The sequence below is a fragment of the uncultured Veillonella sp. genome, assembly GCF_934230905.1.
Lineage (GTDB): Bacteria > Bacillota > Negativicutes > Veillonellales > Veillonellaceae > Veillonella.
In genome coordinates this window covers 23,167-48,075 of record NZ_CAKQFJ010000002.1, presented here as the reverse complement: position 1 = coordinate 48,075, position 24,909 = coordinate 23,167, and the positions used below count along the sequence as shown (strand labels likewise).

Annotated in this window: 26 protein-coding genes and 1 riboswitch; of the genes, 25 read left to right on the top strand and 1 reads right to left on the bottom strand. The window is 34.9% G+C overall.

What is annotated here, in order from left to right; all coding sequences use genetic code 11:
* The first annotated feature begins 50 nt into the window (after positions 1 to 50).
* From der to Q0E20_RS00675, 6 genes are all read left to right on the top strand, one after another.
* Positions 51 to 1,385: a ribosome biogenesis GTPase Der gene (der, locus tag Q0E20_RS00700; protein ID WP_295994828.1), complete on the top strand. Its 1,335-nt coding sequence runs from the start codon at positions 51 to 53 to the stop codon at positions 1,383 to 1,385.
* Between the two features lie 27 nt (positions 1,386 to 1,412).
* A complete protein-coding gene (gene plsY, locus Q0E20_RS00695; RefSeq protein ID WP_295994826.1) occupies positions 1,413 to 2,018 on the top strand; it encodes a glycerol-3-phosphate 1-O-acyltransferase PlsY in 606 nt (201 codons plus the stop codon).
* Between the two features lies 1 nt (position 2,019).
* Positions 2,020 to 3,018 (top strand): NAD(P)H-dependent glycerol-3-phosphate dehydrogenase, encoded by a 999-nt coding sequence (locus Q0E20_RS00690; protein ID WP_295994822.1) that lies wholly within the window; start codon positions 2,020 to 2,022, stop codon positions 3,016 to 3,018.
* A gap of 69 nt (positions 3,019 to 3,087) precedes the next feature.
* Positions 3,088 to 3,639: a 16S rRNA (guanine(966)-N(2))-methyltransferase RsmD gene (gene rsmD, locus Q0E20_RS00685; protein WP_295994820.1), complete on the top strand. Its 552-nt coding sequence runs from the start codon at positions 3,088 to 3,090 to the stop codon at positions 3,637 to 3,639.
* 4 nt (positions 3,640 to 3,643) lie between these two features.
* Positions 3,644 to 4,135: a pantetheine-phosphate adenylyltransferase gene (gene coaD, locus Q0E20_RS00680; protein WP_295994816.1), complete on the top strand. Its 492-nt coding sequence runs from the start codon at positions 3,644 to 3,646 to the stop codon at positions 4,133 to 4,135.
* 14 nt (positions 4,136 to 4,149) lie between these two features.
* Entirely contained in the window at positions 4,150 to 4,611 is a 462-nt protein-coding gene (locus Q0E20_RS00675; RefSeq protein WP_295994813.1) for an ATPase, read from the top strand.
* 83 nt (positions 4,612 to 4,694) lie between these two features.
* Here Q0E20_RS00675 and Q0E20_RS00670 read toward each other — a convergent pair whose 3' ends face one another.
* Positions 4,695 to 6,413, bottom strand: a complete 1,719-nt coding sequence (locus Q0E20_RS00670) for an NFACT family protein (protein ID WP_295994811.1) — start codon at positions 6,411 to 6,413, stop codon at positions 4,695 to 4,697.
* A gap of 106 nt (positions 6,414 to 6,519) precedes the next feature.
* Between Q0E20_RS00670 and Q0E20_RS00665 the strand changes: the two genes are divergently transcribed.
* From Q0E20_RS00665 to pyrH, 19 genes are all read left to right on the top strand, one after another.
* Positions 6,520 to 7,401: a YicC/YloC family endoribonuclease gene (locus Q0E20_RS00665; RefSeq protein ID WP_295994808.1), complete on the top strand. Its 882-nt coding sequence runs from the start codon at positions 6,520 to 6,522 to the stop codon at positions 7,399 to 7,401.
* Between the two features lie 12 nt (positions 7,402 to 7,413).
* Positions 7,414 to 7,683, top strand: coding sequence for an extracellular matrix/biofilm regulator RemA (gene remA, locus Q0E20_RS00660; protein ID WP_295994805.1), 270 nt, complete (start codon positions 7,414 to 7,416; stop codon positions 7,681 to 7,683).
* An 8-nt stretch (positions 7,684 to 7,691) separates the two neighbouring features.
* Positions 7,692 to 8,321, top strand: coding sequence for a guanylate kinase (gene gmk / locus Q0E20_RS00655; RefSeq protein ID WP_005378959.1), 630 nt, complete (start codon positions 7,692 to 7,694; stop codon positions 8,319 to 8,321).
* Positions 8,322 to 8,325: 4 nt separating this feature from the next.
* Positions 8,326 to 8,541 (top strand): DNA-directed RNA polymerase subunit omega, encoded by a 216-nt coding sequence (gene rpoZ / locus Q0E20_RS00650; protein ID WP_295994802.1) that lies wholly within the window; start codon positions 8,326 to 8,328, stop codon positions 8,539 to 8,541.
* A 53-nt stretch (positions 8,542 to 8,594) separates the two neighbouring features.
* Positions 8,595 to 9,797, top strand: a complete 1,203-nt coding sequence (gene coaBC, locus Q0E20_RS00645) for a bifunctional phosphopantothenoylcysteine decarboxylase/phosphopantothenate--cysteine ligase CoaBC (protein WP_295994799.1) — start codon at positions 8,595 to 8,597, stop codon at positions 9,795 to 9,797.
* 81 nt (positions 9,798 to 9,878) lie between these two features.
* Positions 9,879 to 9,978: riboswitch (SAM riboswitch) on the top strand.
* Between the two features lie 47 nt (positions 9,979 to 10,025).
* The gene (gene metK / locus Q0E20_RS00640; protein ID WP_295994796.1) at positions 10,026 to 11,216 is read left to right on the top strand and encodes a methionine adenosyltransferase; all 1,191 of its coding nucleotides are present in this window, start codon (positions 10,026 to 10,028) and stop codon (positions 11,214 to 11,216) included.
* An 88-nt stretch (positions 11,217 to 11,304) separates the two neighbouring features.
* A complete protein-coding gene (gene priA, locus Q0E20_RS00635) occupies positions 11,305 to 13,488 on the top strand; it encodes a primosomal protein N' (protein ID WP_295994793.1) in 2,184 nt (727 codons plus the stop codon).
* Positions 13,489 to 13,500: 12 nt separating this feature from the next.
* Positions 13,501 to 13,989, top strand: a complete 489-nt coding sequence (gene def / locus Q0E20_RS00630) for a peptide deformylase (RefSeq protein WP_295994790.1) — start codon at positions 13,501 to 13,503, stop codon at positions 13,987 to 13,989.
* On the top strand, positions 13,982 to 14,989 hold the full coding sequence (gene fmt / locus Q0E20_RS00625) for a methionyl-tRNA formyltransferase (protein ID WP_295994786.1): 1,008 nt from the start codon (positions 13,982 to 13,984) through the stop codon (positions 14,987 to 14,989). Before def ends, fmt begins: the two co-directional genes overlap by 8 nt.
* Positions 14,946 to 15,770 (top strand): DUF116 domain-containing protein, encoded by an 825-nt coding sequence (locus tag Q0E20_RS00620; RefSeq protein WP_366509605.1) that lies wholly within the window; start codon positions 14,946 to 14,948, stop codon positions 15,768 to 15,770. Before fmt ends, Q0E20_RS00620 begins: the two co-directional genes overlap by 44 nt.
* Positions 15,754 to 17,112: a 16S rRNA (cytosine(967)-C(5))-methyltransferase RsmB gene (gene rsmB, locus Q0E20_RS00615; protein ID WP_295994779.1), complete on the top strand. Its 1,359-nt coding sequence runs from the start codon at positions 15,754 to 15,756 to the stop codon at positions 17,110 to 17,112. Before Q0E20_RS00620 ends, rsmB begins: the two co-directional genes overlap by 17 nt.
* A gap of 30 nt (positions 17,113 to 17,142) precedes the next feature.
* Positions 17,143 to 18,189, top strand: coding sequence for a 23S rRNA (adenine(2503)-C(2))-methyltransferase RlmN (gene rlmN / locus Q0E20_RS00610; RefSeq protein ID WP_295994776.1), 1,047 nt, complete (start codon positions 17,143 to 17,145; stop codon positions 18,187 to 18,189).
* Positions 18,182 to 18,883, top strand: a complete 702-nt coding sequence (locus Q0E20_RS00605) for a Stp1/IreP family PP2C-type Ser/Thr phosphatase (protein WP_295994773.1) — start codon at positions 18,182 to 18,184, stop codon at positions 18,881 to 18,883. Before rlmN ends, Q0E20_RS00605 begins: the two co-directional genes overlap by 8 nt.
* Positions 18,884 to 18,909: 26 nt before the next feature.
* The gene (gene pknB / locus Q0E20_RS00600) at positions 18,910 to 20,835 is read left to right on the top strand and encodes a Stk1 family PASTA domain-containing Ser/Thr kinase (protein WP_295994770.1); all 1,926 of its coding nucleotides are present in this window, start codon (positions 18,910 to 18,912) and stop codon (positions 20,833 to 20,835) included.
* Between the two features lie 7 nt (positions 20,836 to 20,842).
* The gene (gene rsgA / locus Q0E20_RS00595; RefSeq protein WP_295994765.1) at positions 20,843 to 21,706 is read left to right on the top strand and encodes a ribosome small subunit-dependent GTPase A; all 864 of its coding nucleotides are present in this window, start codon (positions 20,843 to 20,845) and stop codon (positions 21,704 to 21,706) included.
* 2 nt (positions 21,707 to 21,708) lie between these two features.
* The gene (gene rpe, locus Q0E20_RS00590) at positions 21,709 to 22,359 is read left to right on the top strand and encodes a ribulose-phosphate 3-epimerase (protein WP_295994760.1); all 651 of its coding nucleotides are present in this window, start codon (positions 21,709 to 21,711) and stop codon (positions 22,357 to 22,359) included.
* A 245-nt stretch (positions 22,360 to 22,604) separates the two neighbouring features.
* Positions 22,605 to 23,321: a 30S ribosomal protein S2 gene (gene rpsB, locus Q0E20_RS00585; RefSeq protein WP_295994757.1), complete on the top strand. Its 717-nt coding sequence runs from the start codon at positions 22,605 to 22,607 to the stop codon at positions 23,319 to 23,321.
* 114 nt (positions 23,322 to 23,435) lie between these two features.
* Positions 23,436 to 24,116, top strand: coding sequence for a translation elongation factor Ts (tsf, locus tag Q0E20_RS00580; protein WP_270524306.1), 681 nt, complete (start codon positions 23,436 to 23,438; stop codon positions 24,114 to 24,116).
* Positions 24,117 to 24,178: 62 nt separating this feature from the next.
* Positions 24,179 to 24,904 carry a UMP kinase gene (gene pyrH, locus Q0E20_RS00575; RefSeq protein WP_295994754.1) on the top strand — a complete coding sequence of 242 codons (726 nt, stop codon included), beginning with the start codon at positions 24,179 to 24,181 and terminating at the stop codon, positions 24,902 to 24,904.
* The last annotated feature ends 5 nt before the right edge of the window (positions 24,905 to 24,909 follow it).

Below are 24,909 nucleotides of genomic sequence, written 5' to 3'. Positions count from 1 at the left end.
TAATATGATAAAATGAAGTGATGTATATAAATTATAAAAGAGGTGAAAGTATGGCAAAACCATTAGTGGCCGTAGTAGGTCGTCCAAATGTAGGTAAATCTACATTATTTAATGCCATTGTTAATAAACGAATTTCTATTGTAGAGGATATACCGGGTGTTACACGAGATAGAATTTACTTTGACGCTGAATGGTTAAATCGAGAATTTACAATGATTGATACGGGTGGCATTGAGTTTGTAACTGAGAATAGTCATGTTATTCCTAAAATGATGCGTCTACAAGCGGAACTAGCTATTGAAGAAGCTGATGTAATTTTATTTGTAGTTGATGGTAAGCAAGGTATTGTTCCAGCTGATGAAGAAGTAGCTAATATTTTACGTACTAGTGGTAAACCAGTAGTTTTGGTTGTTAATAAAATTGACAGTGTAAATCAAGAACCTAATATTTATGAGTTTTATAATTTAGGCCTTGGTGATCCTATTGGCATCTCTGCAAAGAATTTAATGAACTTAGGTGATTTATTAGATGATACTGTAAAACATTTTCCACCTGTAGGAACCAATATAGATGAAGAAGAAACTATTCATGTGGCTATTATTGGTCGTCCTAATGTAGGTAAATCTTCTTTGACCAATGCTTTGCTAGGGCAAGATCGCGTGATTGTTTCTGATGTAGCTGGTACAACTCGTGATTCTATTGATACACATTGGACACATGGTGATCAAAAATTTGTGCTTATTGATACAGCAGGTATGAGACGTAAATCTAAAATTGACGAAGCTGTTGAACGATATAGTATTGTTCGATCCCTTCGTTCCGTTGATCGATCAGATATTGTAGTTCTTGTTTTAGATGGTGTTGATGGTGTTACTGAACAAGATAAAAAGATTGCCGGATATGCTTATGAAGCCGGAAAAGGTGTTATTATTGTAGTCAATAAATGGGATCTTGTAGAAAAAGATGATAAAACTACATTGAGATATACAGAAGATATTTACGACGAATTGGGATTCTTGCAATTTGCACCAATTTTATTTGCTTCTGCATTGACAAAGCAACGTATTCATCGTTTAGCAGATATGCTTAAGTTTGTATCCGAACAACAATATCGTCGTGTTTCTACTGGTACATTAAATCAGTTATTACAAGATGCTCAAACTGTAAATCCTGTTCCATCTCGTAATGGTAGAATTCCTAAGATTTACTATATGACACAAGCTAGTGTTAAACCGCCAACATTTATTCTCTTTGTAAATGAACCAGAATTAATTCATTTTTCGTATATGCGCTTTTTAGAAAATCGCTTGCGTGAAAGTTTTGGCTTCGAAGGTACTCCAATTCGATTAATTCTTCGCGGTAAAAAACGAGAAGATGAAGAATAATAAGAACAAAGGGGAAGGGTGAAAGTTGTGAATGATTTTATTCCTATTATAGGATATGCGTTATTAGCTTATGTAATTGGTTCTATCCCTAGCGGACTTATTATTGGTAAAATATTTTTTAATACAGATGTACGCCTATATGGATCTAAGAATATAGGTGCCACTAATACGTATCGTGTTATTGGCTTGAAGGCTGCTCTTCCGGTATTTTTTTGTGATGCATTAAAAGGTGCATTAGGGGTACTTTTATTTTTAAATTTAAACCCAATGTATATGATTTTAGGTGGAATTTTAGCCATGATTGGGCATAATTGGTCCCTATTTCTTGGGTTTAAAGGTGGCCGTGGAGTGGCAACTGGTTTAGGAGTACTCATTGCATTATCTCCAATAGTTGCAATTATTTGCTTTGCTATTTGGGGTGTCATTGTATATTTTACTAAATTAGTCTCTTTAGGTTCTATTATAGCTGCTGCTCTTGTTCCTGTATTAATGTATGTAATGGGCGAATCCTGGTGGTTTGTAGGATTTGGTGCGATAGCTGCATTGTTTGTTATTATACGTCATCGAGAAAATATTTCTCGTTTACTAGCGGGCAAAGAATTAAAAGTAGAGCGTGTCAAAAAAGGAGAATAAAATGAAAGTTTGCATCATTGGATCTGGTAGTTGGGGGACCGCTCTTGCTATTAAATCTGTAGTGGCTGGAAATGATACAACCTTATATTGCAGACGTTCAGAATTTAAGGACGAACTTATCAAGTACAGAGAGAATAAGTCATATTTAGCCGGTGTCACATTACCTGAGGAACTAATCATTAGTTCTGATTTAAAATCATCTGTTAAGCAAGCTGATATGATACTTATTGTTACACCATCTATTCATGTCCGTACAGCGCTACAGAATTTAAAAGAATACGCTCATAAAGATCAAATATATGTGTTGTGTTCTAAAGGTGTAGAACGGGAAAGTGGCAAATTATTGACAACAGTTATGAAAGAAGAATTATATTCTATTGGGTGTCATTTAACTGTTTTATCTGGTCCGAATCATGCCGAGGAAATCGGTAGAAATTTACCTGCTGCTGCTGTGGTAGGTACAACTTCTATGGAGATAGGTAAAAAAGTGCAACAAGCATTACATAGTAAGGAATTTCGTATATATACTAGCGATGATTATGTTGGTGTTGAATTAGCTGGGGCTACAAAAAATGTAATTGCTTTAGCAGCCGGTATTGTTGATGGATTATCTCTTGGTGATAATTGTAAGGCCTTGCTATTAACTCGTGGATTACATGAAATGACTAGATTCGGATTAGCTTTAGGTGCAAGAAAAGAGACTTATGCTGGATTAGCAGGTATGGGTGATTTAATTGCTACCTGTATGAGTTTGTATAGTCGCAATCGTGCTGCTGGTCAACAGTTAGCAGCTGGTAAGACCATGGACTATATTATGAATCATACTAATATGGTTGTAGAAGGTTTTTTTGCAACATCGATTATTCGTGATATGGCTATAAAACATCATGTAGAAATGCCTATTACGCAATCACTATATGAAGTTTTATATGAAGAAAAGTCACCTCAATTAGCGTTGCAAGAGTTGATGGGACGAGGTAGTAAAAACGAAGTGTCATAATTGTAAAAGATACTTTTATTTTACGTATTTATATACTATAATTAATGAGTATAATCTAGTGAGGATTGTATGAGAATTATTGGAGGCACTGCAAAAGGACATTCTATCAAGGCTCCGAAAGGAATGGATACTCGTCCTACTTTGGATCGTGTTCGTGAAAGTATTTTTAATGTATTAGCGCATCGTGGTATATATGGTGCTCGTGTATTAGATTTATTTTCTGGTACTGGAGCTGTTGCTATAGAAGCACTCAGTCGTGGAGCGGAGTCAGCAATTGCTGTTGATTTTAAAACTGGTAAGTTAATTAGTGAAAATGCGATACATTGTCGTGTTGACAATCGAATTCAAATTGTACCAAAGAAACTTTCTCAGTTGAAACATTTTATAGAAAATCAGCAGTTTGATTATATTTTTTCTGATCCACCTTATAAAAATGGCTTTATACAAGAGACTATTGATTTTGTTGTGGCATATGACGTATTAGCTGATGATGGTGTTTTAGTATTAGAACATCACAAAGATGAGTTTTTCTCTATGCCACCTGAATGGGAATGTATAAAGGAACAAAAATTTGGTTACACCCTTGTTTCATATTTTGTGAAACATAGTGAAAGGAGTTAGACCTTTGCGGATAGGAGTTTGCCCAGGAAGTTTTGATCCTGTTACAAATGGTCATGTTGACATATTTGAGCGTGGTAGTCGTTTAGTTGACAAGTTAATTATTGCTGTGAGTTCAAATCCTAATAAGAATTCTTTATTTACGATGGAAGAACGCGTTGATATGATACGCAATGCTGTTAAGCATATTCCAAATGTAGAGATTGATTGTACTGGTGGATTACTCAATGAATATGTTAAATCCAAGAATGCTACAATTATCATTCGGGGGCTCAGAGCACTAAGCGATTTTGAATATGAATTTCAACGTGCTTTATTTGCAAAATACTTGGATGATGATATTGAAACAGTGTTTATCATGACTAATAATAAATATTCTTTTGTGAGCTCAACAGGGATTCGTGAGTTAGCTAAATTTGGTGGTAAATTAGATGGACTTGTTCCTGACGATGTAAAGATAAAATTAGAAAAACGTTTTAACATCGATGGTAATAAATAATAGGAGTGAATTGTATGAAAACAGAAAAATTACTTGAAGATTTAGAGGTTCTTATTGAATCTAGCAGCCGTATTCCTATGACTACAAAACGCATGGTTGAAGAAGATGAAATTATGCGTATTATCGATGCAATTCAAGAATCTTTACCACTTGAGCTCGATGAATCTCGTCGTATTGTAGCTGAAAAAGATAAAGTATTAGCTGATGCTCAACGTCAAGCTGAAACATTAATTGATCAAGCTAAAGATTATATTGCTAAATTAACTGCTGAAAGTGAACTAGTAAAACAAGCACAAGAACAAGCTAATCAAATTATCAATGCTGCAAATCAATCTTCTGAAGAGTTAAAATCTAGTTCTATTCAATATGCTGGTGATGTATTGAAATACGTAGAAAACAATTTAGAAAAAACTTTAGAAAGTCTTCGTCAAAATAGAGAAAGCTTGCAACAAAGTGAACAAAAAACTGAAAATTAATAATAGGTAATATATTGCAATCAGATACGATAGTGCTAACTATTGTATAGAAAACCCCCGATAGGTATCTATCGGGGGTTTATTCATTCTTCATACATAGGTGGTTTTTCAGGTTTAACAATCATTGTTTGATGAGTATTAAAAATCACAAATCCTAAAGGTGATTTAGGTGGTTTTTTGATATTTTTAATATATGTATAATCTACAGGAACCTTTGATGAATGACGGGCTTTACTAAAATAAGCAGCATATTTTGCTACTTGTGAAATTAGCATATCATCAGGTTCATTATTCGTACGCAAAATAAGATGTGAGCCTTGAATATCTTGCGTATGAAACCACAAATCATTTGGTTTTGCAAAGCGATGAGTTAAGTATTCATTTTGCTGGTTATTTCGGCCAATATAAATATCGCCTTCAGAAATTTTAAAATGAATATAATTGGATTTTCCTAATTTATAGGAAAGAGGTTTTTTAGATTTTTTTATAATGCCTGCATCCATACATTCATGTCTAATCTCTTCTAAAGACTCTCTAGTTGTTGCAAGAGATAGGCTATATAGGATAGTTCTATAATATTCTAATTTAATAGTACTCTGGTCTAGTTGATATTGACCGCTAATAATACGATTTTTTAGCTTTGTATACATTTTGTAATACCATTGTCCGTTTTCAACAATGGTTAACTCCGGCTTTAATGGAATTGTTACAGTTTCTGCTGATTCTGAAAGTAAATTCTGTACATCAATGGATGATTGGTAGTGTACTTGTAAATGACCATTAATCATCAAAAGATCACCGTATAATTTATAGGTTTCCATCTTTTTAGTATCATCTAGTTCATCTTTGATTTTTTTGTGGCGTAATTCTTCTTTTTTTATGGCATTTGAAATAATACGTTCTAATTCTTTATCAGCTGTATGTATTGAACCCGTGGTAATAATAGAATGTTCTATTGCTCTTGAGATGGTTGGATACGTTTCTATTAATGTATAATTTGTTTCCATAGAAAATGGCACATATATTTTTTTACCATTTTCATTTTTATAGATATATAATTGATGAGCATTTAATAATTTTTCCTTTAAATTTTGTAGAGCTCCTGATAATCTATGAACTATATCATCTGATAAAGTATTAAATTCTTCTGTGCCATCTAAATTAGAGATTGTTAAGACATAGTCTAATAAAGATTTACCAAATCCATTAAAGACAGAACGGATAGTATTGGTGACAGTACCTGACCCAAAGGAAGTGAGCAGACTTATTATTTCTTCTTCATTAAAATCTAGTAAGGATACACGATTAGAATTGGGTGGTAATTCGTATGTCATCTTAGGACCAACAGAGCGTTCTCGGTTCATTAAGGGAGATACATGAATAATAGATTCTAGAATCATGTCATTTTGCACAAAAATACAGTTAGAATATTTTCCCATGAGTTCGATATATATTGATGTAGAAGTGATGGAGCCATCCATTTCAAGCTTATCAATATGGACACAGAGAATTCGATCTCCGTTAATTTGTTCTACTGAGGTAATACGACTGCCTTCTATATGTTTACGTAGAAACATACATAATGAGCTAGGCTCTTTGGGTAAATCTTGGATAGGATTGCATATATATATTGCTGGATTAGCACCTACAGTTATCATAAGATTTATATCTTGATTAGCGTTACGTACTTTAAAAAGTAGGGAGTGTTTATCAACTTGATATAGTTTTTGTATTTGTCCATTCTGTAGGCTCTCGTTTAACTCTCTTGCCAATACAGACATGGTTAGTCCGTCTAAATTCATGATGATCCTTTCATCTGGTAATTCACAATGTATAGTTAGTATATCATAGATAATTAATAGATATCTTTAAAATTCGTGATACAATATAAAAAAAGGAGGTTCTTCTATGAATAGTATGACCGGATTTGGACGATCAACACTCATAGCTGATGGCTTACAGTGTACAATTGAGATAAAGTCTGTTAATTCTAGATTTTTAGACCTTAATATACGCAGTCCCAAACAAGTAAACTCTGTAGAATACAGTATTCGAAAATGTATTCAAAAGTCTTTACATCGTGGCAAGGTGGATGTGTTCGTTACGTTGCAAGATGTAGATGATAGAGAAAAACAATTTCTAATTAATAGTTCTTTAAAGAATCAAATACAAAACGTATTGGTTGCAGAAGGGTTTTATGAGTCTGTTCAAGAGGTACCTTTAGCCGCAGTAATGTCTATATCAAATGATTGGATTCAAATCAAAGATGATGAAATACATGAAGAATCTCTTGATTCTTTAATTACAGAAACTACTATGGACGCCCTTGGTGCATTGATATATATGCGAAAATCTGAAGGCGTACAGATTCAGAAAGATTTACTAGAGCGGCTTTTACAAATGGCGGCCATTATTGATGATATATATAATCATAAAGACGATGCTGTTTTAGCTTATAAAGAAAATTTGCGAAATAAAATGCTTGATTATGTAGGAAATTTAGATATTACTATTAGTGAAGATCGTTTACTACAAGAAATAGCGATTATGGCTGATAAAACCGATATTACTGAAGAGATTGTCCGATTTAGGTCACATGTGGTACAATTAACAAATACACTAAAGAAGGATGAACCTATTGGTCGTAAGTTAGATTTTATTATTCAAGAGATGAATCGAGAAGTTAATACGATTGGCTCAAAAGCTTTAGATATAAGCTTAACGGACCATGTGGTACAATTGAAATGTGAATTAGAAAAAGTTAGAGAACAAGTACAGAATATTGAGTAAGGAGGTCTGTTTATGAGTATCCAATTACTGAATATTGGTTTTGGTAATATGGTTTCTGCTAATCGAGTTATCGCTATTATTAGCCCTGAGTCAGCACCTATTAAACGGATGGTTCAAGATGCAAGAGATAAGAGTCTTCTCATAGATGCAACTTATGGACGAAAAACTCGTGCTGTACTCGTTATGGACAGTGGTCAAATAGTATTGTCAGCTATTCAACCTGAAACAGTAGCACATCGTATTGTGCAACATGAAGTAGATGAGGATACTGTAGAAGATTAGGAGTTATTATGGCAGATCGAGGTTTATTAATCGTCATTTCAGGCCCATCTGGTGCAGGTAAAGGAACTATTTGTTCCAATATACGTGGTGAAATGCCTAATCTTGTATATTCTGTATCTATGACTACACGAGAACCACGGGTCGGTGAAAAAGAAGGAATTAATTATTTCTTTCGTACAAAAGAAGAATTTGAATCATTATTGTCAGAAGATGCTTTTTTAGAGTATGCTAAAGTGTATGATAATTATTATGGTACACCAAAACAGCATGTGATGAATTTATTGGATGAAGGTAAAAGTGTGCTTCTTGAAATTGATATTCAAGGGGCTATGCAAGTTAAAGAGCGATTTAGTGATGCTGTATTTATATATATTGTACCGCCATCTTTAACTGAATTATCTGAACGTCTTCATAATCGAGGCACTGATGCAAAAGAAGTTATTGATAAACGGTTATCATTGGCTTGTTCTGAATTAGCATTAGCTCATCGCTATGATTATATTGTTGTCAATGATGATTTAGAGGATGCGTCTTTAAAGGTTGCGTCTATTTTGCGTGCTGAAGCTTGTAAAATTAGCCGCAATAAGGAGCAAATTCAATATATTTATAAGCAATATCAAGAGTCTAAGGAGAAGTGATAATATGATGGTAAAACCTCCATTGAAAACATTGGAAAAACGTGTGGATAGCAAATATACATTGGTGACATTAGCAGCTAAGCGTGCTCGCGAATTGACTGATGGTGAAGAATGTCTTGCTACGGATATTCATAATACGGATAAACCTGTATCTTTGGCATTTTATGAAATTGCTGAAGGCGAAGTAACCTATAAACGCACTAAAGAAGGTATTAAATAATTTTACTCAGAATTCCTTGTACTGCTGTACAAGGAATTTTTAAAAGGAGAATTATGAAAGGCAAACATATTATCGTAGGTGTATCGGCAGGTATTGCTGCATATAAAGCTATTGAAGTGGTGAGTCGTTTACGAAAGGCTGGCGCAGAAGTTAAAGTTGTGATGACTAAGAATGCCACCCATATTGCGACACCTATGACATTTGGTGAAATTAGTGGGTATCCTGTAGCTGTTGATATGTGGGAGGAAATTCACGATTGGAATGTAGAACATATTGCTCTCGCGACTTGGGCAGATGCTTATATTGTGGTACCAGCTACAGCTAATATAATTGGTAAAATTCGTGCAGGCATTGCCGATGACATGCTTACAACTACAGTTATGGCAACGCCAGCACCTAAATTTTTATGCCCTGCCATGAATACAGAGATGTTTAATAATCCTATTGTACAGAAAAATTTAAAGGATTTATCATCATTGGGGTATCATATTATGCAACCCGATGCTGGTTGGCTAGCTTGTGGTGTAACAGGTGTGGGTAGACTGCCATCACCAGAAGACATTGTTAATTGGTTGACAGAAGAATTACATTCTCTCGATGGCACTGGTAAATTAGTTGGTAAGACTGTTCTTGTTACCGCTGGTGGAACACAAGAAAATATCGACCCTGTTAGATATATAGGTAATCGATCTAGTGGAAAGATGGGATATGCTATTGCTGCAGCAGCAGTTAGGGAAAAGGCTCGCGTGATTCTAGTGAGTGCCCCTACATCCCTAGAGATTCCTAAAGGTGTTGAATATGTATCTGTAGATTCTGCAAAATCTATGCAGGAAGCTGTTAATTCCTTTTTTGAATCAACCGATGTGGTGATTATGGCTGCTGCTGTTTCAGATTTTAGGGTGGCTAATAAAGCTCTACAAAAAATCAAAAAAATGGAATCTATGACTTTAGAGCTAGTAAAGAATCCAGATATACTTAAAGGGCTAGGAGAGCATAAAACCCATCAATTACTAATTGGTTTTGCGGCAGAAACAGAACATGTTGTCGATTACGGTATGGATAAAGTACGTCGCAAAAACCTTGATATGTTAGTAGCCAATGATGTAAGTAAATCAAATGCTGGGTTTAATGTAGACACGAATGAAGGTTATTTTTTATTTCCTAATAAAGAGCCCAAGATAATGCCAAATATGCAAAAATCAGAGTTGGCTAAATTTATTATTGAAGAGGTGATTGATTTATTACCATCGATATAATTATTGAGATAGTACAATGTTTTTTGAAAATTATATAGCTTGATTTTTATTTTAAAATGGTTTACAATTAAAACGTAAATTAACTCATCAAGAGTAGTGGAGGGAAAGGCCCGTTGAAGCTACAGCAACCCTTTTTAAAAGAAGGTGCTAATTCCAACAGTCTAAGACTGATAGATGGGTCTCCCTCATGAGAGACCATGAGGGATTTTTTTATTATAGGAGGCAAAAATGGCTGAAAAACATATGTTTTTTACTTCTGAATCCGTTACGGAAGGCCATCCAGATAAAATAGCTGATCAAATTTCTGATGCTGTTTTGGATGCGATTATTGAAAAAGATCCAAATGCTCGTGTAGCTTGTGAAACACTTGTGACTACAGGTTTAGTCCATGTAGTAGGGGAAATCTCTACTAATACATATGTTGATATTCCACGGGTAGTACGTGATACAATTCGTGAAATTGGTTATACTCGTGCAAAGTATGGTTTTGATTGTGATACTTGTGGCGTTTTAGTATCTATTGATGAACAATCTGCTGATATCGCTATGGGTGTAGATGAAGCATTAGAATCTAAAGATGGCAATAGCGAAATCAATGATAAAATTGGTGCTGGCGACCAAGGCATGATGTTTGGTTATGCAACTAATGAAACGCCTGAATATATGCCTATGCCAATTTCTTTAGCTCATCGTTTATCTCGTCGTTTGGCAGAAGTTCGTAAAAATGGTACATTAGCATATCTTCGTCCTGATGGTAAAACACAAGTTACTGTAGAATATGTTGATAGTCAACCTAAACGTATTGATACAATCGTTATTTCTACACAACATAGCCCAGAAGTTACACAAGAACAAATTAAGAATGATTTGAAGCGCTATGTTATTGATGCAGCACTTCCTGCAGATTTTATTGATGAAAAGACAAAAATCTTTATCAATCCAACAGGTCGCTTTGTTATCGGCGGTCCTCATGGTGATGCAGGCTTAACAGGACGTAAAATTATTGTTGATACATATGGTGGTATGGCACGTCATGGTGGCGGTGCTTTCTCCGGTAAAGATCCTTCTAAAGTAGACCGTTCCGCAGCATATGCAGCGCGTTATGTAGCTAAAAATGTTGTTGCTGCAGGCCTTGCTGATAAATGTGAAGTTCAAGTAGCTTATGCGATTGGTGTTGCAAAACCTGTATCTATTTTAGTTGATACATTTGGTACTGCTAAGATTGCAGAAGAAAAAATACAAGAATTAGTAAGTAAACATTTCGACTTGCGTCCAGCAGGTATCATTGAAATGCTTGATTTGTTAAAACCTCATTATCGTAAGACGGCTGCGTATGGTCACTTTGGTAGAACTGATGTTGATCTTCCATGGGAACGTACTGATAAAGCTGATGTTTTACGTCACGAAGCTGGCTTATAATAGTAAAGACTTAGTAGACTTGTCTACTAAGTCTTTTTTTATCTCCTTTAGTATATGATATAATAATTAGATTAAAGGAGGTGAACTAATGCGCGTAGCAAGTATTATTATTAATAGACCTGCTAAACAATTATATAAACCATTAAGCTATTTGTTACCAGAGAAATTTGGTGAGGTAAAAGCAGGAACTCGTGTATTAGTTCCTTTAGGCGGTAGTCGTGAAGAGGGCATCCTTATTGGCTATGAAGATCTATTAGAAAAACCTGGATTTACCTTGCGTTCTATTATAGATATTCTTGATAGTGATCCTTGGTTTACTCAGGAAATGATGAATACGGCACAGAAAATTAGTCGTTATTTTTTGTGTTCTTTTGGAGATGCATTACGTTTGTTTACTGTCCATAAAACATTAAAATCATATGATGCACCAAAAGAAGAATGGCTTGTTGTAACTTCTGAGTTTACTATTGATCAATTGAGTCCTAAAAAACGAAAACAACGTGAGTTGGCTAATTATCTCATTGAGGTAGGCGGGGCTCCTAAATCATTATTAAGAGCTAAAGGCTATTCTTATATGGTCATTAAACAGATCAGTGAAGAAGATGGCATACATATTGAAGAACGATTTAAGGATACAAAAACTTCTTTTACCGAATTATTGAGCGGAGAAGAAACGATTCCGTTGACTGAGGCACAACATACTGTATATGCACCGATTAAACAAACGATAGATTTAGAAACATATGAAACATTCCTTTTACATGGTGTAACTGGTAGTGGTAAAACGCAAATTTATCTAAAAGCAGCTGCCCGTTGTATAGGAAAAGGTAAAACTGCCATTATTCTTGTCCCCGAAATTATATTAACAGATCAGATTGTTCGTCGTTTTGTGTCTACATTTGGTGATGAAGTTGTTGTATTCCATAGTAAATTAACTATTAGTGAACGAAACAATAATTGGGAACGGATACGAAGAAAAGATAGTCATATCATTATTGGTGCTCGTTCTGCTGTTTTTGCACCTGCTGAAGATATTGGACTTATTGTCTTAGATGAAGAACATGATACTTCTTATAAACAGGAAGATATGATTCGATATAATGCTAAAAATGTAGCGTTGTGGCGTGGAATAGCTCATGATTGTCCTGTTATTTTAGGATCTGCTACACCTTCTATAACGTCGTATTACAAGGCTTTACAAGGTCAATATAAGTTATTAGAGTTGCCAATCCGTATTTTTGATCAACCTATGCCACATGTGCAAATTGTAGATATGAAAGAAGAAATGATTCGTGGTAACTATTCGGTGTTCTCTGATGCTATGACACATCTTATTGAGCGTACATTAGCAGATGGCAATCAAATGATTATTCTGTTAAATCGTCGTGGCTACAGCACTTTTGTCATGTGTCGTGATTGTGGTGAAACGATTATGTGTCCTCATTGTGAGGTTGCCATGGTGTACCATCAAGCTGGTGAAGAGTTGCGGTGTCATTATTGTGAGCATCACGAACCCATTCCTTCTGTATGCCCAAAGTGTCATAGTAAAAAAATTAAATTCTTTGGCTCTGGCACACAAAAAGTTGAAGAGGAATTGCGCCGACATTTTAAAGGCGCTCGTATTGCGCGTTTAGATCAAGATGTAACTAAGCATAAAGATATGGGCGAAGAAATTCTTCAGGATTTTGGTCAGCATAAATATGATATTTTATTGGGAACTCAAATGGTTTCAAAAGGACATGATTTTAAGGATGTAACAGCTGTAGGTATATTGACGGCTGATTCTGTCTTAAATATACCTGTTTATTCAGCATCTGAGCGAGCATTTGACCTATTAACGCAAACATCAGGCCGAGCGGGTCGTGGTGATAAAGTTGGCAGTGTTGTTATACAAACATATAATCCTTTAAATTATGCTATAATAAAGAGTAAGGCTCATGATTATTTTGGCTTTTACAATGAAGAAATAGAAAATCGTAAGGACTTAGGTTATCCACCATTTCGTGAAATGATTTATATGGTTATAAGACATGCGAAGGAAGAGACGGCTGAATCGATAGCTCAAAAAATTGTGGATGACTTGGAAACAAATTTTAAATCACAATCGATTGATATTAATGGTCCTTATGAAGCAGGCATAAAAAAGATTCGCGATATGTATCGTTTATCGATTATGATTCGTGGAAAAAATTTAGAGGCTGTAAAAGATTATATATATAATTCTTGGATTTTTACACAAGAAGGGCTACTCATCGATGTAGACCCTATTTAATAAGAGGAGTATATGGCAGTACTTGAAGTAGTAAAAGCTGGTCATCCAGTATTAAAAGAAGTTGCAGAACCCGTAGAACATGTAAATAAAAAAATGCGTGCGTTTATAGACGATATGGCCGATACGATGTATAAAACGGAAGGCGTTGGATTGGCAGCACCGCAGGTTAATGTTTCAAAACGTATCATAGTAGTAGATGATCATGCTGGTAGCGGCTTAATAGCTCTTATCAATCCAGAAATCATTCATGGTGAAGGATCCCAAATAGGTCTAGAAGGATGTTTAAGTGTTCCAGGTTATTTTGGGGATGTAGAACGATTTGAAAAGGTTACTGTAAAAGGTATTGACCCTCATAATAAAAAAGTTATGATTAAAGCTGAAGGTTTTTTGGCAAGAATTTTTCAACATGAAATTGATCATTTAGAAGGTCATTTATTTATTGAAAAAGCTTCAAATTTACGCCGTATTTCAGATCATCCGGAGGAAAAGGAAATTGTCTAACAATAATCCATTACGTATTGTCTTTATGGGCACACCAGATTTTTCTGTTCCTACATTACGCGCATTAGTTGAGGCGGGTCATTCTATAGTTGGTGTATATTGTCAACCTGATAAACAAAAAGGGCGTGGTAAGCAGATTCAAATGCCGCCTGTTAAAAAGGCCGCATTAGCTTTGGATTTGCCAGTATACCAACCCGTAACATTGCGTGATGATACAGTTCAAGAGGAACTAACTAATCTTGCACCAGATGTTATTGTCGTAATTGCATATGGTAAAATTTTACCACCATGGCTTATTCGGTTGCCTAAATATGGGTGTATTAACATTCATGCATCTATATTGCCAAAATATAGAGGAGCAGCACCTATCCATTATGCTATTTTAAATGGTGATACTAAAACAGGTGTTACTATTATGCATATGGATGATGGTCTAGATACAGGAGATATTATCGATATTGCAGAAATTGATATACTTCCACATGAAACGACAGGTACGTTATTTGAACGTATTGCTGAATTAGGGGCACGCACTATTTCTCCAGTATTAGATAAATGGGTGAAAGGTGACATTAAGGCAATACCTCAAGATGATAATTTAGCAAGCCAAACTTCTAAAATTACAAAAGAAATGGGACTCATTGATTGGCATCAACCGGCATATAAAATTGTCAATTTAATTCGTGGTCTAAATCCAGCACCTGGTTGTTATTCCTTTTTACAGGGAAAACGGTTAAAGATTTGGTCTGCTCAAATGATTGACATTAAATCTGTAAACAATAAGATAGTTACAGTTGTAATAAATAATCATGAGGTTACTGTAGAACTTGCACCGGCTGGAACTATTGTACACACAGCAAAAGGACTTGTAGTATCTACTGGTGAACAAGGTTTTATTCTTCTTACAGAGGTTCAACCAGAAAATAAAAAACGCATTAGTGCCCAAGATTTTATTAATGGTCACCAAATCAAAGGTGGTATTGCATTTGACGAAGTGTAATGTATCTTACAAAACATATCCTTTATATTTAAAATTATCTGCCTTATCCTGTTTAGTCCTTTCAATAATCATTGGCTTTTCAATGTATATAGTATGGCCGGGATTAGAACGAATATCATATAGTTTAGCGCTTGTTAGTGAAAGTATAGGTGGAGTCTTAATCCTGGGTATTTGGTTACTTTGGATTGTTCTAGCTATTGCCTCTTTAGGTGTTAGATATATACATCCTATAGTTTTACGAATTGCTAATCGATTTATTTATTTACTGTTCCCTTTATCATTAGGAATAGGGAAGACTTTCATAAGAATACAAAAAGATGAATTACGTCAGTCTATGATTGATTTAATTAATCATTTAGTGGTTATGAATTTATACAAGGTGCCTCCAGAACGAATTCTATTGTTAACACCTCATTGTTTACAGGAAAATACCTGTATTCATAAGGTGACACATGATGTATACAACTGCAAGCAATGTGGTCTTTGTCAGGTAGGAGGATTATTGAAAATTGCAAAGGAATATGGTTGCCAATTTATTGTTGTCACTGGTGGTACATTAGCGCGTATGAAGGTTAAGGAGGCAAAACCTAAAGCTATTATTGCTATAGCTTGTGAACGTGATCTTGCTAGTGGTATGGCTGATGTATTTCCTATTCCTGTTATTGGCGTATTAAATGAACGTCCTAATGGACCTTGTTGTAATACAACTGTTAATATTAACAAGGTGCGAGATGCTGTAGAGTTACTGATTGATAAGGATAGCTATGAACGAAATTGCTAAAAATGGACAAAAACAAAATATACGATTATTGGCAGTAAAGGCATTATCTGATGTTAATCGTAAAGGTGCTTATGCTAATATAACTTTGCAGGAGTATATTTCGAAACATAATCTTTCTGATTTAGATCGACGTTTTTTTACCGAGCTTGTATATGGTGTGGTACGTAGACGTAATTATTTAGATGCAATAATTGTACACTTTGCAAAACGCCCTATTAAGAAACTGTCCTCTATGGTCGTAGAGATTTTACGTCTAGGTATTTATCAGATTGTATATATGGATAAGGTACCGGAAAGTGCAGCAGTTAATGAATCAGTTAAATTAGCGAAGAAATTAACACGAGGTTTATCTGGTTTCGTAAATGCTATATTAAGATCTGTTATACGAGAACAAGATAATATTGGTATTGAAGATTTAGCAGATAATGATATAGAGGCCATTTCTTTTATTTACAATATTCCTCTTTGGCTTATTAATTTATGGATAAGTGAGTTTGGTCGTGATAAAACAGAAGATTTATGTGCATGGTTTAATGAACAGCCTAAATTGACAGCGCGTATAAACACGATTCTTATTGATATTCCACAGTGCTTAACTTTATTAAGTAAACAAGGATGGGATGTCACACAGGACAGTAATTATGAGGATATTATTTATATTAATAGCCATCGTGGTAGTCTAGAAAAATCAGAGGCCGTTATGAATGGTTATATTACATTCATGGATAAGGCATCTATGTTGGTAGCACGTCTCGTAAATCCTCAACCTGGTGAATGTATATTAGATTGCTGTGCTGCACCAGGTGGTAAATCCATGTACATGGCTGCATTAATGAATAATGTAGGTTCATTAATGAGTTGTGATATACATGAACATAAGATTGAACTTATGAATTCAAATGCTGAACGATTAGGTGTTTCTATTATGCATACAAAAGTGCAGGATGCCACAAAATTACCAGATTCATGGAATTCGTATTTTGATCGAGTGCTCGTAGATGCACCTTGCTCTGGGTTAGGAATACTTCAAAAAAAACTGGATATGCGTTGGCGCAAACAGGAATCAATACTTTTAGAATTACCATCGTTACAGTTATCAATTTTAGAACGTGCTGCTATGACTGTTAAGGAAAAAGGCTATTTAATATATTCTACATGTACGTTAAATTATAAAGAAAACGAAGAGGTAGTAGAGTTATTTTTGCAGAAACATAAAGAGTTTTCTATTATTCCTGTGGAGAAAGATTTCCCACTTAAGTCAAATAGTGGTATGATTACAACATATCCACCAACAGATGATATGGATGGGTTCTTTATGGTTAAAATGCAACGTATTTCTTAACTAAGTTATTAGCTTTGAATGGGAGAACTCATGATTGAATTGTTGGGTAAATCGTTAGTTGAATTACAAGCGTTATTTGAGGAATATAAAATTCAAAAATTTCGTGCAAAACAATTAATTGATTACATATATCATCGTCATATTTTTGTTTTTCAGGATATGACACAATTCCCTAAGACCTTAAGAGATTGGTTGGATACTAATTGCATAATATCGATTCCTAAAGTGGTAACTCAATCTGTATCACCAGATGGAAAAACACGAAAATTATTATTAGAACTTGCGGATCATAGTAGGATTGAAGCCGTTTTAATGGAACAACATTATGGTAATTCTGTATGTGTTTCTTCTCAAGTTGGATGTGCTATGGGCTGTGTTTTTTGTGCATCTACACAGGGCGGATTATTCAGAGATTTATCAGTTTCTGAAATTGTGGGGCAAGTTGTTCTCTTTAGTGCTTTAAAACAGGAAGATATTCATTCTTTAGTAGTGATGGGTGCTGGTGAACCATTACAAAACTTTGATAATGTATTACAAGCGTTAAAATGTATTCACGACCCTTTGATATTCGATATTAGTTATAGAAAAATGACTATTTCTACTTGTGGTTGGGTTCCTAATATTTATAAATTGGCAGATGAAGACCTTCCGATTACATTAGCGTTATCTTTACATGCCACGACAGATGAAACACGTCGTAAGATTATGCCTGTTGGATCTCATTATAAATTAGACGAGGTTTTAGATGCTGTAAAATATTATTATGAGAAAACACAGAGACGTATAACGTTTGAATATATTTTAATAGATTCAATTAATGTATCATTAGAGGAAGCTCATGAGTTAGGAAAAATAGGTAAGGTATTTCCTAATTGTCATGTCAATCTGATTCCTGTAAATGGTAATGAACATATTAATTTGTATAAACCTTCTAGTAAACATATGAACATATTTAAGGATATTGTCGCTTCTTATGGTGTTTCTGTTACAATTCGTAAAGAAATGGGCGATGCTATCCAAGCCGCATGTGGACAATTAAAAGTTGCCCACGGTCGGAAAGAGGAGATTCATGAATAATATCGTAGGTTTAAGTAAAATTGGATTAGTCAGAAAGCAGAACGAAGATCGCTTTTTTATTAGTGATAATATTTGTGCTGTTACGGATGGCATGGGTGGTTATAGAGGCGGAGAAATCGCTAGTACCTATGCTGTTGATGAAATAAAAGAATATCTACAATCTACTTCTACCATTAATGAAACGTCTTTAGTCGATGCTATATTACATGCGAATACACGTATAGTTAATCGTGTAGCTCGAGAGGAACGTCTTAGTGGAATGGGAACTACTGCTGTTGTAGTCGCTAAGGTAGACGATAATCTACTTTGGGCTAGTGTCGGTGATAGTAGACTCTATATTTATAGAAATGATAAATTGACTCAGATCACCACGGATCACTCTATGGTTCAACAGTTATTAGATGCTGGTGAAATTACAAAAGAAGAGATGATTGTACATCCTCAACGTAATTTATTAACTAGAGCTGTCGGTGTTGAAGAAGATTTACATGTCGATAGTGGTACAGTACCAGTAAAATCCGGAGATAGAATTCTATTATGCACAGATGGATTATCTGGGTATATCAGTGATGAAAGAATACAACAAGTATTACATGATACTAATGATAATACAGAGGTATTAAATACATTGATTACTGATGTATATGATGCTGGTGCCGGTGATAATGTTACCATTATAGTAGGAACTATCTAATCTAGATATGGAGAGTTATAAATATTATGAAGATTAAAGATACATTATTGGATAATCGCTATCGTATCCTGACCAAGATTGGTGTTGGTGGAATGGCCGATGTCTATAAAGGTGAAGATACTTTATTAGGGCGTCCAGTAGCTATAAAAATTTTACATTCAAATTTTGCTAGTGACGATGAATTTGTAAGTCGCTTTAAACGAGAAGCTCAAGCTGCAGGTAAGTTGAATCATCCTAATATTGTTAATATGTATGATGTAGGTTATGATCAAGGTATGCATTACATCATCATGGAGTATGTAGACGGAGAAACACTTAAAGAATATATTACTCGTCACAATCGATTATCTATAGACGAAGCTGTTAAGATTACTATTGCTATTGGTGAAGGTTTAGAGCATGCCCATGCAATGGGAATTGTTCATTGTGATATTAAACCTCATAATGTAATTATTACCAATACAGGTCGTGTGAAGGTTACTGATTTTGGTATTGCTCGTGCTATGAATACTACTAATACCGTAATGTACACTAACTCTATAATGGGGTCTGCTCATTATCTTTCACCAGAACAAGCTAGTGGAAAACCAGTAGATGGAAATACAGATATTTATTCACTAGGTGTCGTTTTATATGAAATGTTAACTGGAAAGGTTCCTTTCGAAGGGGAAACACCAATTGCAGTAGCATTAAAGCATGTACGAGAAAAAGTAATTCCACCTACAAGATATAATCCTTCTATTCCACCATTGTTAGAAGCTGTTGTAATGAAAGCTTTAGCTAAAAATCCTGCTGATCGATTTGATTCGATATCTGAAATGATGGGAGATTTACGCTTATCTCAAGGCTTTACAATGGGAAAAACACAACGACATGAACCATATGATTTTGCAACACAAATGATTCCGGCAGTAGATCCAGATACATTAGATGATTTCAGTGATATTGATGATTCTATGCCTAATGAGGGAAAAAAGAAATCTATGCTTAGTAAGATTGCATCTATACCACAAAAATATATAGTTCTTGGTGCTGCCATTATTTTCTTGATTGCATTTTTAGGTGCATTTTTGAGTTATGGTAATTTTTGGAGCAATACAACTGTTGATGTACCAAATGTCGTAGGTAAACAAGTTTCTGTGGCAAAAAATATTTTGGAAGATAAACATTTACGTGTTTCTACTAGTGAGGTAACTAATACTGATGTTCCAGCAGGACAAGTAATTTCTCAAAGTCCAGGAGCAGGGGAAAAAGTTAAGGAACAGCGTACTATACATTTAGTCGTATCTAAAGGTGTTGGTGATATTACAGTTCCTGATCTTTCTGGTTTGACTGTAGAACAAGCACGTCAACGGTTAAAAGATTTAGGCTTAGTTGTAGGTAAAATTACACAAGGGTCTGTTGAAGGTAAGCCTGATAATGTTATTGTTGCACAAAGCCCTTCTGGTGATTCTAAGGTATCTAAAGGTACTACGGTTGATTTAGTTGTTAATAAAGCGCAAGCTAAAAAAGTTAAAATGCCGAATCTCGTTGGTATGTCCTTAAAAGATGCTCGTCAAGTTTTGAGTTCTAATAATATTGGAGTTAATCAGATAGCAGGTTCAGTAGATGATAAATCAATCGTTACAGAACAAAGCATAAAAGCTGGTGAAGAGGTTTCTGAAGGTAGTAGCCTTGATTTATCCACTGAATTAAAGGGTGAGTCTTCTCAAAAAGATGATTCTAAGCAAAGCTCATCAAATCGAACTAAAGGTACTGTAGATATAACAGTACCATCGGGTTCTAAAAATCAAGAAGTAAAAATTGTAGTAAAAGATGATGAGGGTTCTTCTGTTATTTATGATAATACCAATAAACCAGGAGATCGTATCGTAAAAAATGTATCCGGTGTTGGCAATGTTAGAATACAGGTATATTTAAATGGTGCTTTAGTTCAAGATACGGCGTTGTAGAGGACGTATGAGTACAGGTATTGTAATTAAAAATATGAATGGTTACTTTTACATTCAAGATGAATTAGGAACTATTCATGAATGTAAGGTGCGCGGACGTATAAAAAAATCAAAATATAGTTTACTTGTTGGTGACCGAGTTGAATTTTCAGAAGATGGCTTTGTTGAAGTTATCTTACCTCGTTACAACTCAATGGTGCGTCCAGCTGTCGCTAACATTGATCAAGTTATCCTTGTAGTTGCTGCTCATAATCCAGATATTAATGAATTATTACTTGATAAGATGTTAGTAATGATTGAACATGCTGATATTCCGGTGATTTTATGTATAAATAAATATGATGTTAGTGACGTATCTACAGATGCGTTAATCGATAAATATAAAGCGATTGGGTATCATGTTATTACTACATCTGCTACAAATCATATTGGTATTGATAATTTACGTAATCTATTGCTACATAAGGTAACTGCTTTTGCAGGTCCTTCTGGTGTTGGTAAAAGTAGCCTCTTAAATGCAGTGGATAAAAAATTTGCATTTCAAACTGGTGAAATTAGCGATAAGATTAAACGGGGGAAGCATACAACACGTCATGCGTCATTGTTTAGCTTAAATACTGATTCATTTATTATGGATACACCGGGATTTAGTTCTATTGAATTCACTGATATTACATTAGAACGATTACCTACACTATTTCCTGAATTTTCTGATTATTTAGTGGATTGTAAATTTAATCCTTGTTATCACGAGCATGAACCAATTTGTGGAATTAAGAATGCTTTATTAAATCATAAAATTTATGAAAGTCGATATGATGCGTATACCATCATTCGTAAAGATATACAGAACCAAAGAAAGAGGTTTTAAAAATGATTAAAATAGCTCCATCTATGTTATCCGCAGATTTTTCAATATTGCGTGATGAAATAAAAAGTGTTGAACTTGCAGGTGCTGATTATCTTCATATTGATGTTATGGATGGACATTTTGTTCCGAATCTTACATTTGGTGCACCTATTGTAAAAGCTATTCGACCATATACAATATTGCCATTTGATGTACACTTAATGGTTACTAATCCTGCTGATTATGTTGATGAGTATGCAAAAATTGGTGTAGAGTATTTTACATTTCATCAAGAAGCTGTACCTCATATGCATCGATTAATACAACAGATTAAATCAGCGGGGATGAAGGCAGGGGTAGCGCTTAACCCAGGAACACCTGTTTCGATGTTAGAAGATGTAGCTGGAGATTTAGATATAATTTTAATTATGTCTGTTAATCCCGGCTTTGGTGGACAATCTTTTATTCCGCGGTCTGTAGAAAAAGTAAAACAAGCGAAATGTTTATTAAATTCTGTTGGTAATACTAATGCTTTAATAGAAGTTGATGGTGGTATTAACGATATTACATGTATTCCAATTAAAGAAGCAGGTGCAACTATTTTAGTTGCTGGTTCAGCAGTGTTTGGTGCTTCTGATAGAGCGAAGATGATTGAGTCAATACGTAATAACTAATATATAATAAGAAATATATCCATATAAGGTTATAGAATCATAAATTTTTTATTCAAATATATGTTAGGATACAAAGAGTCAGTATTTCTTTTAGAATTACTGACTCTTTACTTGCTTTTAAAATATTTTTTTGTTAAAATTATCAAGTATGAAAAATATGCACGTCGGTGGACTTCGGTACTGTGCCTAATTTTGGGTGACCCGAGGGATGAAGCGGCGGAGGTTAACTAACAGGAGGTGCCACTATGGCAGTAGTATCAATGAAACAATTATTAGAGGCTGGTGTACACTTTGGTCATCAGACTAGAAGATGGAACCCTAAAATGGCGAAATTCATCTTCACTGAACGCAATGGTATTTATATCATTGACTTGTCTAAAACAGTTAAAAAAGTAGAAGAAGCTTATAATTTCTTACGTGAAGTTGCTTCCCAAGGCGAAGTAATCTTGTTTGTAGGTACTAAAAAACAAGCTCAAGAAGCTATTAAAGAAGAAGCTATCCGTGCTAACATGTTCTTTGTTAACGAACGTTGGTTGGGTGGTATGTTGACTAACTTCAAAACAATTGAAACTCGTATTAAACGTTTAAAACAATTGGAAGCTATGGCTGAAGATGGTACTTTCGAAGTATTGCCTAAAAAAGAAGTTATTGGTCTTCGTCATGAAATGGAAAAATTGGAAAAATACCTTGGCGGTATCAAAGATATGCCTAAAATGCCAGGCGCTCTTTTCGTAGTTGATCCTAAAAAAGAAAAAATCGCTATTGCAGAAGCTAAAAAATTGGGTATTCCAGTTGTTGCAACAGTTGACACTAACTGTGACCCAGATGAAGTTGAATTCCCAATTCCAGCAAATGATGACGCTATCCGCGCTGTAAAATTGTTAGCAGGTAAAATGGCTGATGCTGTTCTTGAAGGTCGTCAAGGCGAATCTTTAGAAGACGGTGCTGAAGCTGCAGAATAATTCTGTTAGACTGTTTAATCATTTTTGATTAGCATTTGAAAGATAAATCTATAACATATATAATTAGGGTAAGGACTATATCCTTACCTTAATTAGTACTAGGAGGAACAAATAATGGCAATTACTGCTGCTATGGTAAAAGAATTGCGCGACATGACTGGCGCAGGTATGATGGATGCAAAAAAAGCATTGGTTGAAACTGACGGTAATATCGATAAAGCGGTTGACCTTCTTCGTGAAAAAGGTTTGGCTGCTGCAGCTAAAAAAGCTGGTCGTATTGCAGCTGAAGGCGTAGTACAATCTTACATTCATGCTGGTGGTCGTATCGGTGTTTTAGTTGAAGTTAACTGCGAAACTGACTTCGTTGCTAAAACTGATGATTTCCAAAACTTGGCACGCGATATTGCAATGCAAATCGCAGCTGTTAATCCTACATACTTAAATCGTGAAGAGGTTCCTGCTGAAGTAATCGAACATGAAAAACAAGTATTGTTGGAACAAGCTAAAGCAGAAGCTGAAGAAGACGTTAAAGCAGGTCGTAAACCAAAACCTGAAGCTGTTTTGGAAAAAATGGTTAATGGCCGTATTGAAAAATTCTATAAAGAAAATTGCCTATTAGAACAAGCGTTCATTAAAGATGGTGACAAAACAGTTACTGATATCATTAATGAAAATATTGCAAAAATCGGTGAAAACATCAACGTACGTCGTTTTGTTCGCTACGGTTTAGGCGAAGGCATTGAAAAACGCCAAGATGACTTCGTAGCAGAAGTAATGGCATCTGTTGGTAAATAATTAATACATAATAAGAGAACACCGTAACGTGTTCTCTTATTTTGCAATAGAGGAGTATACAAATGGCAAAAAGACACTTTAAACGTATTGTTTTGAAGTTGAGTGGTGAAGCGTTGGCAGGAGATCAAGGTTTTGGTATTAATCCTGATGTAGTAGAAAAGTTTGCACAAGAAATTGCGGCTTTGGCAAAAACCACTGATTTAGAAATCGCTATTGTTGTTGGTGGCGGTAACCTATGGAGAGGGTTGGCTGGTAGTAATCAAGGTATGGATCGTGCTACAGCTGATTATATGGGCATGTTGGCAACAGTAATGAACTCCTTAGCATTGCAAGATGCATTAGAACAAGCTGGTGTTGATACTCGTGTTCAAACCGCTATTGAAATGCAAGAAATTGCAGAGCCTTATATTCGTCGTCGTGCGATTCGTCATTTAGAAAAGAAACGCATTGTTATCTTTGGTGCTGGTCTTGGTAAACCTTATTTTTCCACTGATACAACAGCTGCATTGCGCGCTGCAGAGATAGAAGCTGATGCAATTTTAATGGCTAAAAAGTTTGCTGATGGTGTATATGATTCTGATCCGAAAACAAATCCTAATGCCGTTAAATTTGATGAATTAACATATAATGACATAATTACAAAAGAATTGAAAGTAATGGATTCTACATCCACTACGTTATGTAAAGATAATAATATCCCTATTATTGTATTCAGCATGGATATTCCTGGTAATATCACAAAAGCTGCAAAAGGTGAAGAAGTAGGGACTATAGTTCGTGGAGAATAATTACT

Excerpts from the sequence above, each read along its gene's own strand:
- der (WP_295994828.1), top strand. The coding sequence starts at position 51 with ATGGCAAAACCATTAGTGGCCGTAGTAGGTCGTCCAAATGTAGGTAAA.
- Q0E20_RS00690 (WP_295994822.1), top strand. The coding sequence starts at position 2,020 with ATGAAAGTTTGCATCATTGGATCTGGTAGTTGGGGGACCGCTCTTGCT.
- rsmD (WP_295994820.1), top strand. The coding sequence starts at position 3,088 with ATGAGAATTATTGGAGGCACTGCAAAAGGACATTCTATCAAGGCTCCG.
- Q0E20_RS00675 (WP_295994813.1), top strand. The coding sequence starts at position 4,150 with ATGAAAACAGAAAAATTACTTGAAGATTTAGAGGTTCTTATTGAATCT.
- Q0E20_RS00670 (WP_295994811.1), bottom strand. The coding sequence starts at position 6,413 with ATGAATTTAGACGGACTAACCATGTCTGTATTGGCAAGAGAGTTAAAC.
- Q0E20_RS00665 (WP_295994808.1), top strand. The coding sequence starts at position 6,520 with ATGAATAGTATGACCGGATTTGGACGATCAACACTCATAGCTGATGGC.
- remA (WP_295994805.1), top strand. The coding sequence starts at position 7,414 with ATGAGTATCCAATTACTGAATATTGGTTTTGGTAATATGGTTTCTGCT.
- gmk (WP_005378959.1), top strand. The coding sequence starts at position 7,692 with ATGGCAGATCGAGGTTTATTAATCGTCATTTCAGGCCCATCTGGTGCA.
- rpoZ (WP_295994802.1), top strand. The coding sequence starts at position 8,326 with ATGATGGTAAAACCTCCATTGAAAACATTGGAAAAACGTGTGGATAGC.
- coaBC (WP_295994799.1), top strand. The coding sequence starts at position 8,595 with ATGAAAGGCAAACATATTATCGTAGGTGTATCGGCAGGTATTGCTGCA.
- metK (WP_295994796.1), top strand. The coding sequence starts at position 10,026 with ATGGCTGAAAAACATATGTTTTTTACTTCTGAATCCGTTACGGAAGGC.
- priA (WP_295994793.1), top strand. The coding sequence starts at position 11,305 with ATGCGCGTAGCAAGTATTATTATTAATAGACCTGCTAAACAATTATAT.
- def (WP_295994790.1), top strand. The coding sequence starts at position 13,501 with ATGGCAGTACTTGAAGTAGTAAAAGCTGGTCATCCAGTATTAAAAGAA.
- Q0E20_RS00620 (WP_366509605.1), top strand. The coding sequence starts at position 14,946 with ATGGTCACCAAATCAAAGGTGGTATTGCATTTGACGAAGTGTAATGTA.
- rsmB (WP_295994779.1), top strand. The coding sequence starts at position 15,754 with ATGAACGAAATTGCTAAAAATGGACAAAAACAAAATATACGATTATTG.
- rlmN (WP_295994776.1), top strand. The coding sequence starts at position 17,143 with ATGATTGAATTGTTGGGTAAATCGTTAGTTGAATTACAAGCGTTATTT.
- Q0E20_RS00605 (WP_295994773.1), top strand. The coding sequence starts at position 18,182 with ATGAATAATATCGTAGGTTTAAGTAAAATTGGATTAGTCAGAAAGCAG.
- pknB (WP_295994770.1), top strand. The coding sequence starts at position 18,910 with ATGAAGATTAAAGATACATTATTGGATAATCGCTATCGTATCCTGACC.
- rsgA (WP_295994765.1), top strand. The coding sequence starts at position 20,843 with ATGAGTACAGGTATTGTAATTAAAAATATGAATGGTTACTTTTACATT.
- rpe (WP_295994760.1), top strand. The coding sequence starts at position 21,709 with ATGATTAAAATAGCTCCATCTATGTTATCCGCAGATTTTTCAATATTG.
- rpsB (WP_295994757.1), top strand. The coding sequence starts at position 22,605 with ATGGCAGTAGTATCAATGAAACAATTATTAGAGGCTGGTGTACACTTT.
- tsf (WP_270524306.1), top strand. The coding sequence starts at position 23,436 with ATGGCAATTACTGCTGCTATGGTAAAAGAATTGCGCGACATGACTGGC.
- pyrH (WP_295994754.1), top strand. The coding sequence starts at position 24,179 with ATGGCAAAAAGACACTTTAAACGTATTGTTTTGAAGTTGAGTGGTGAA.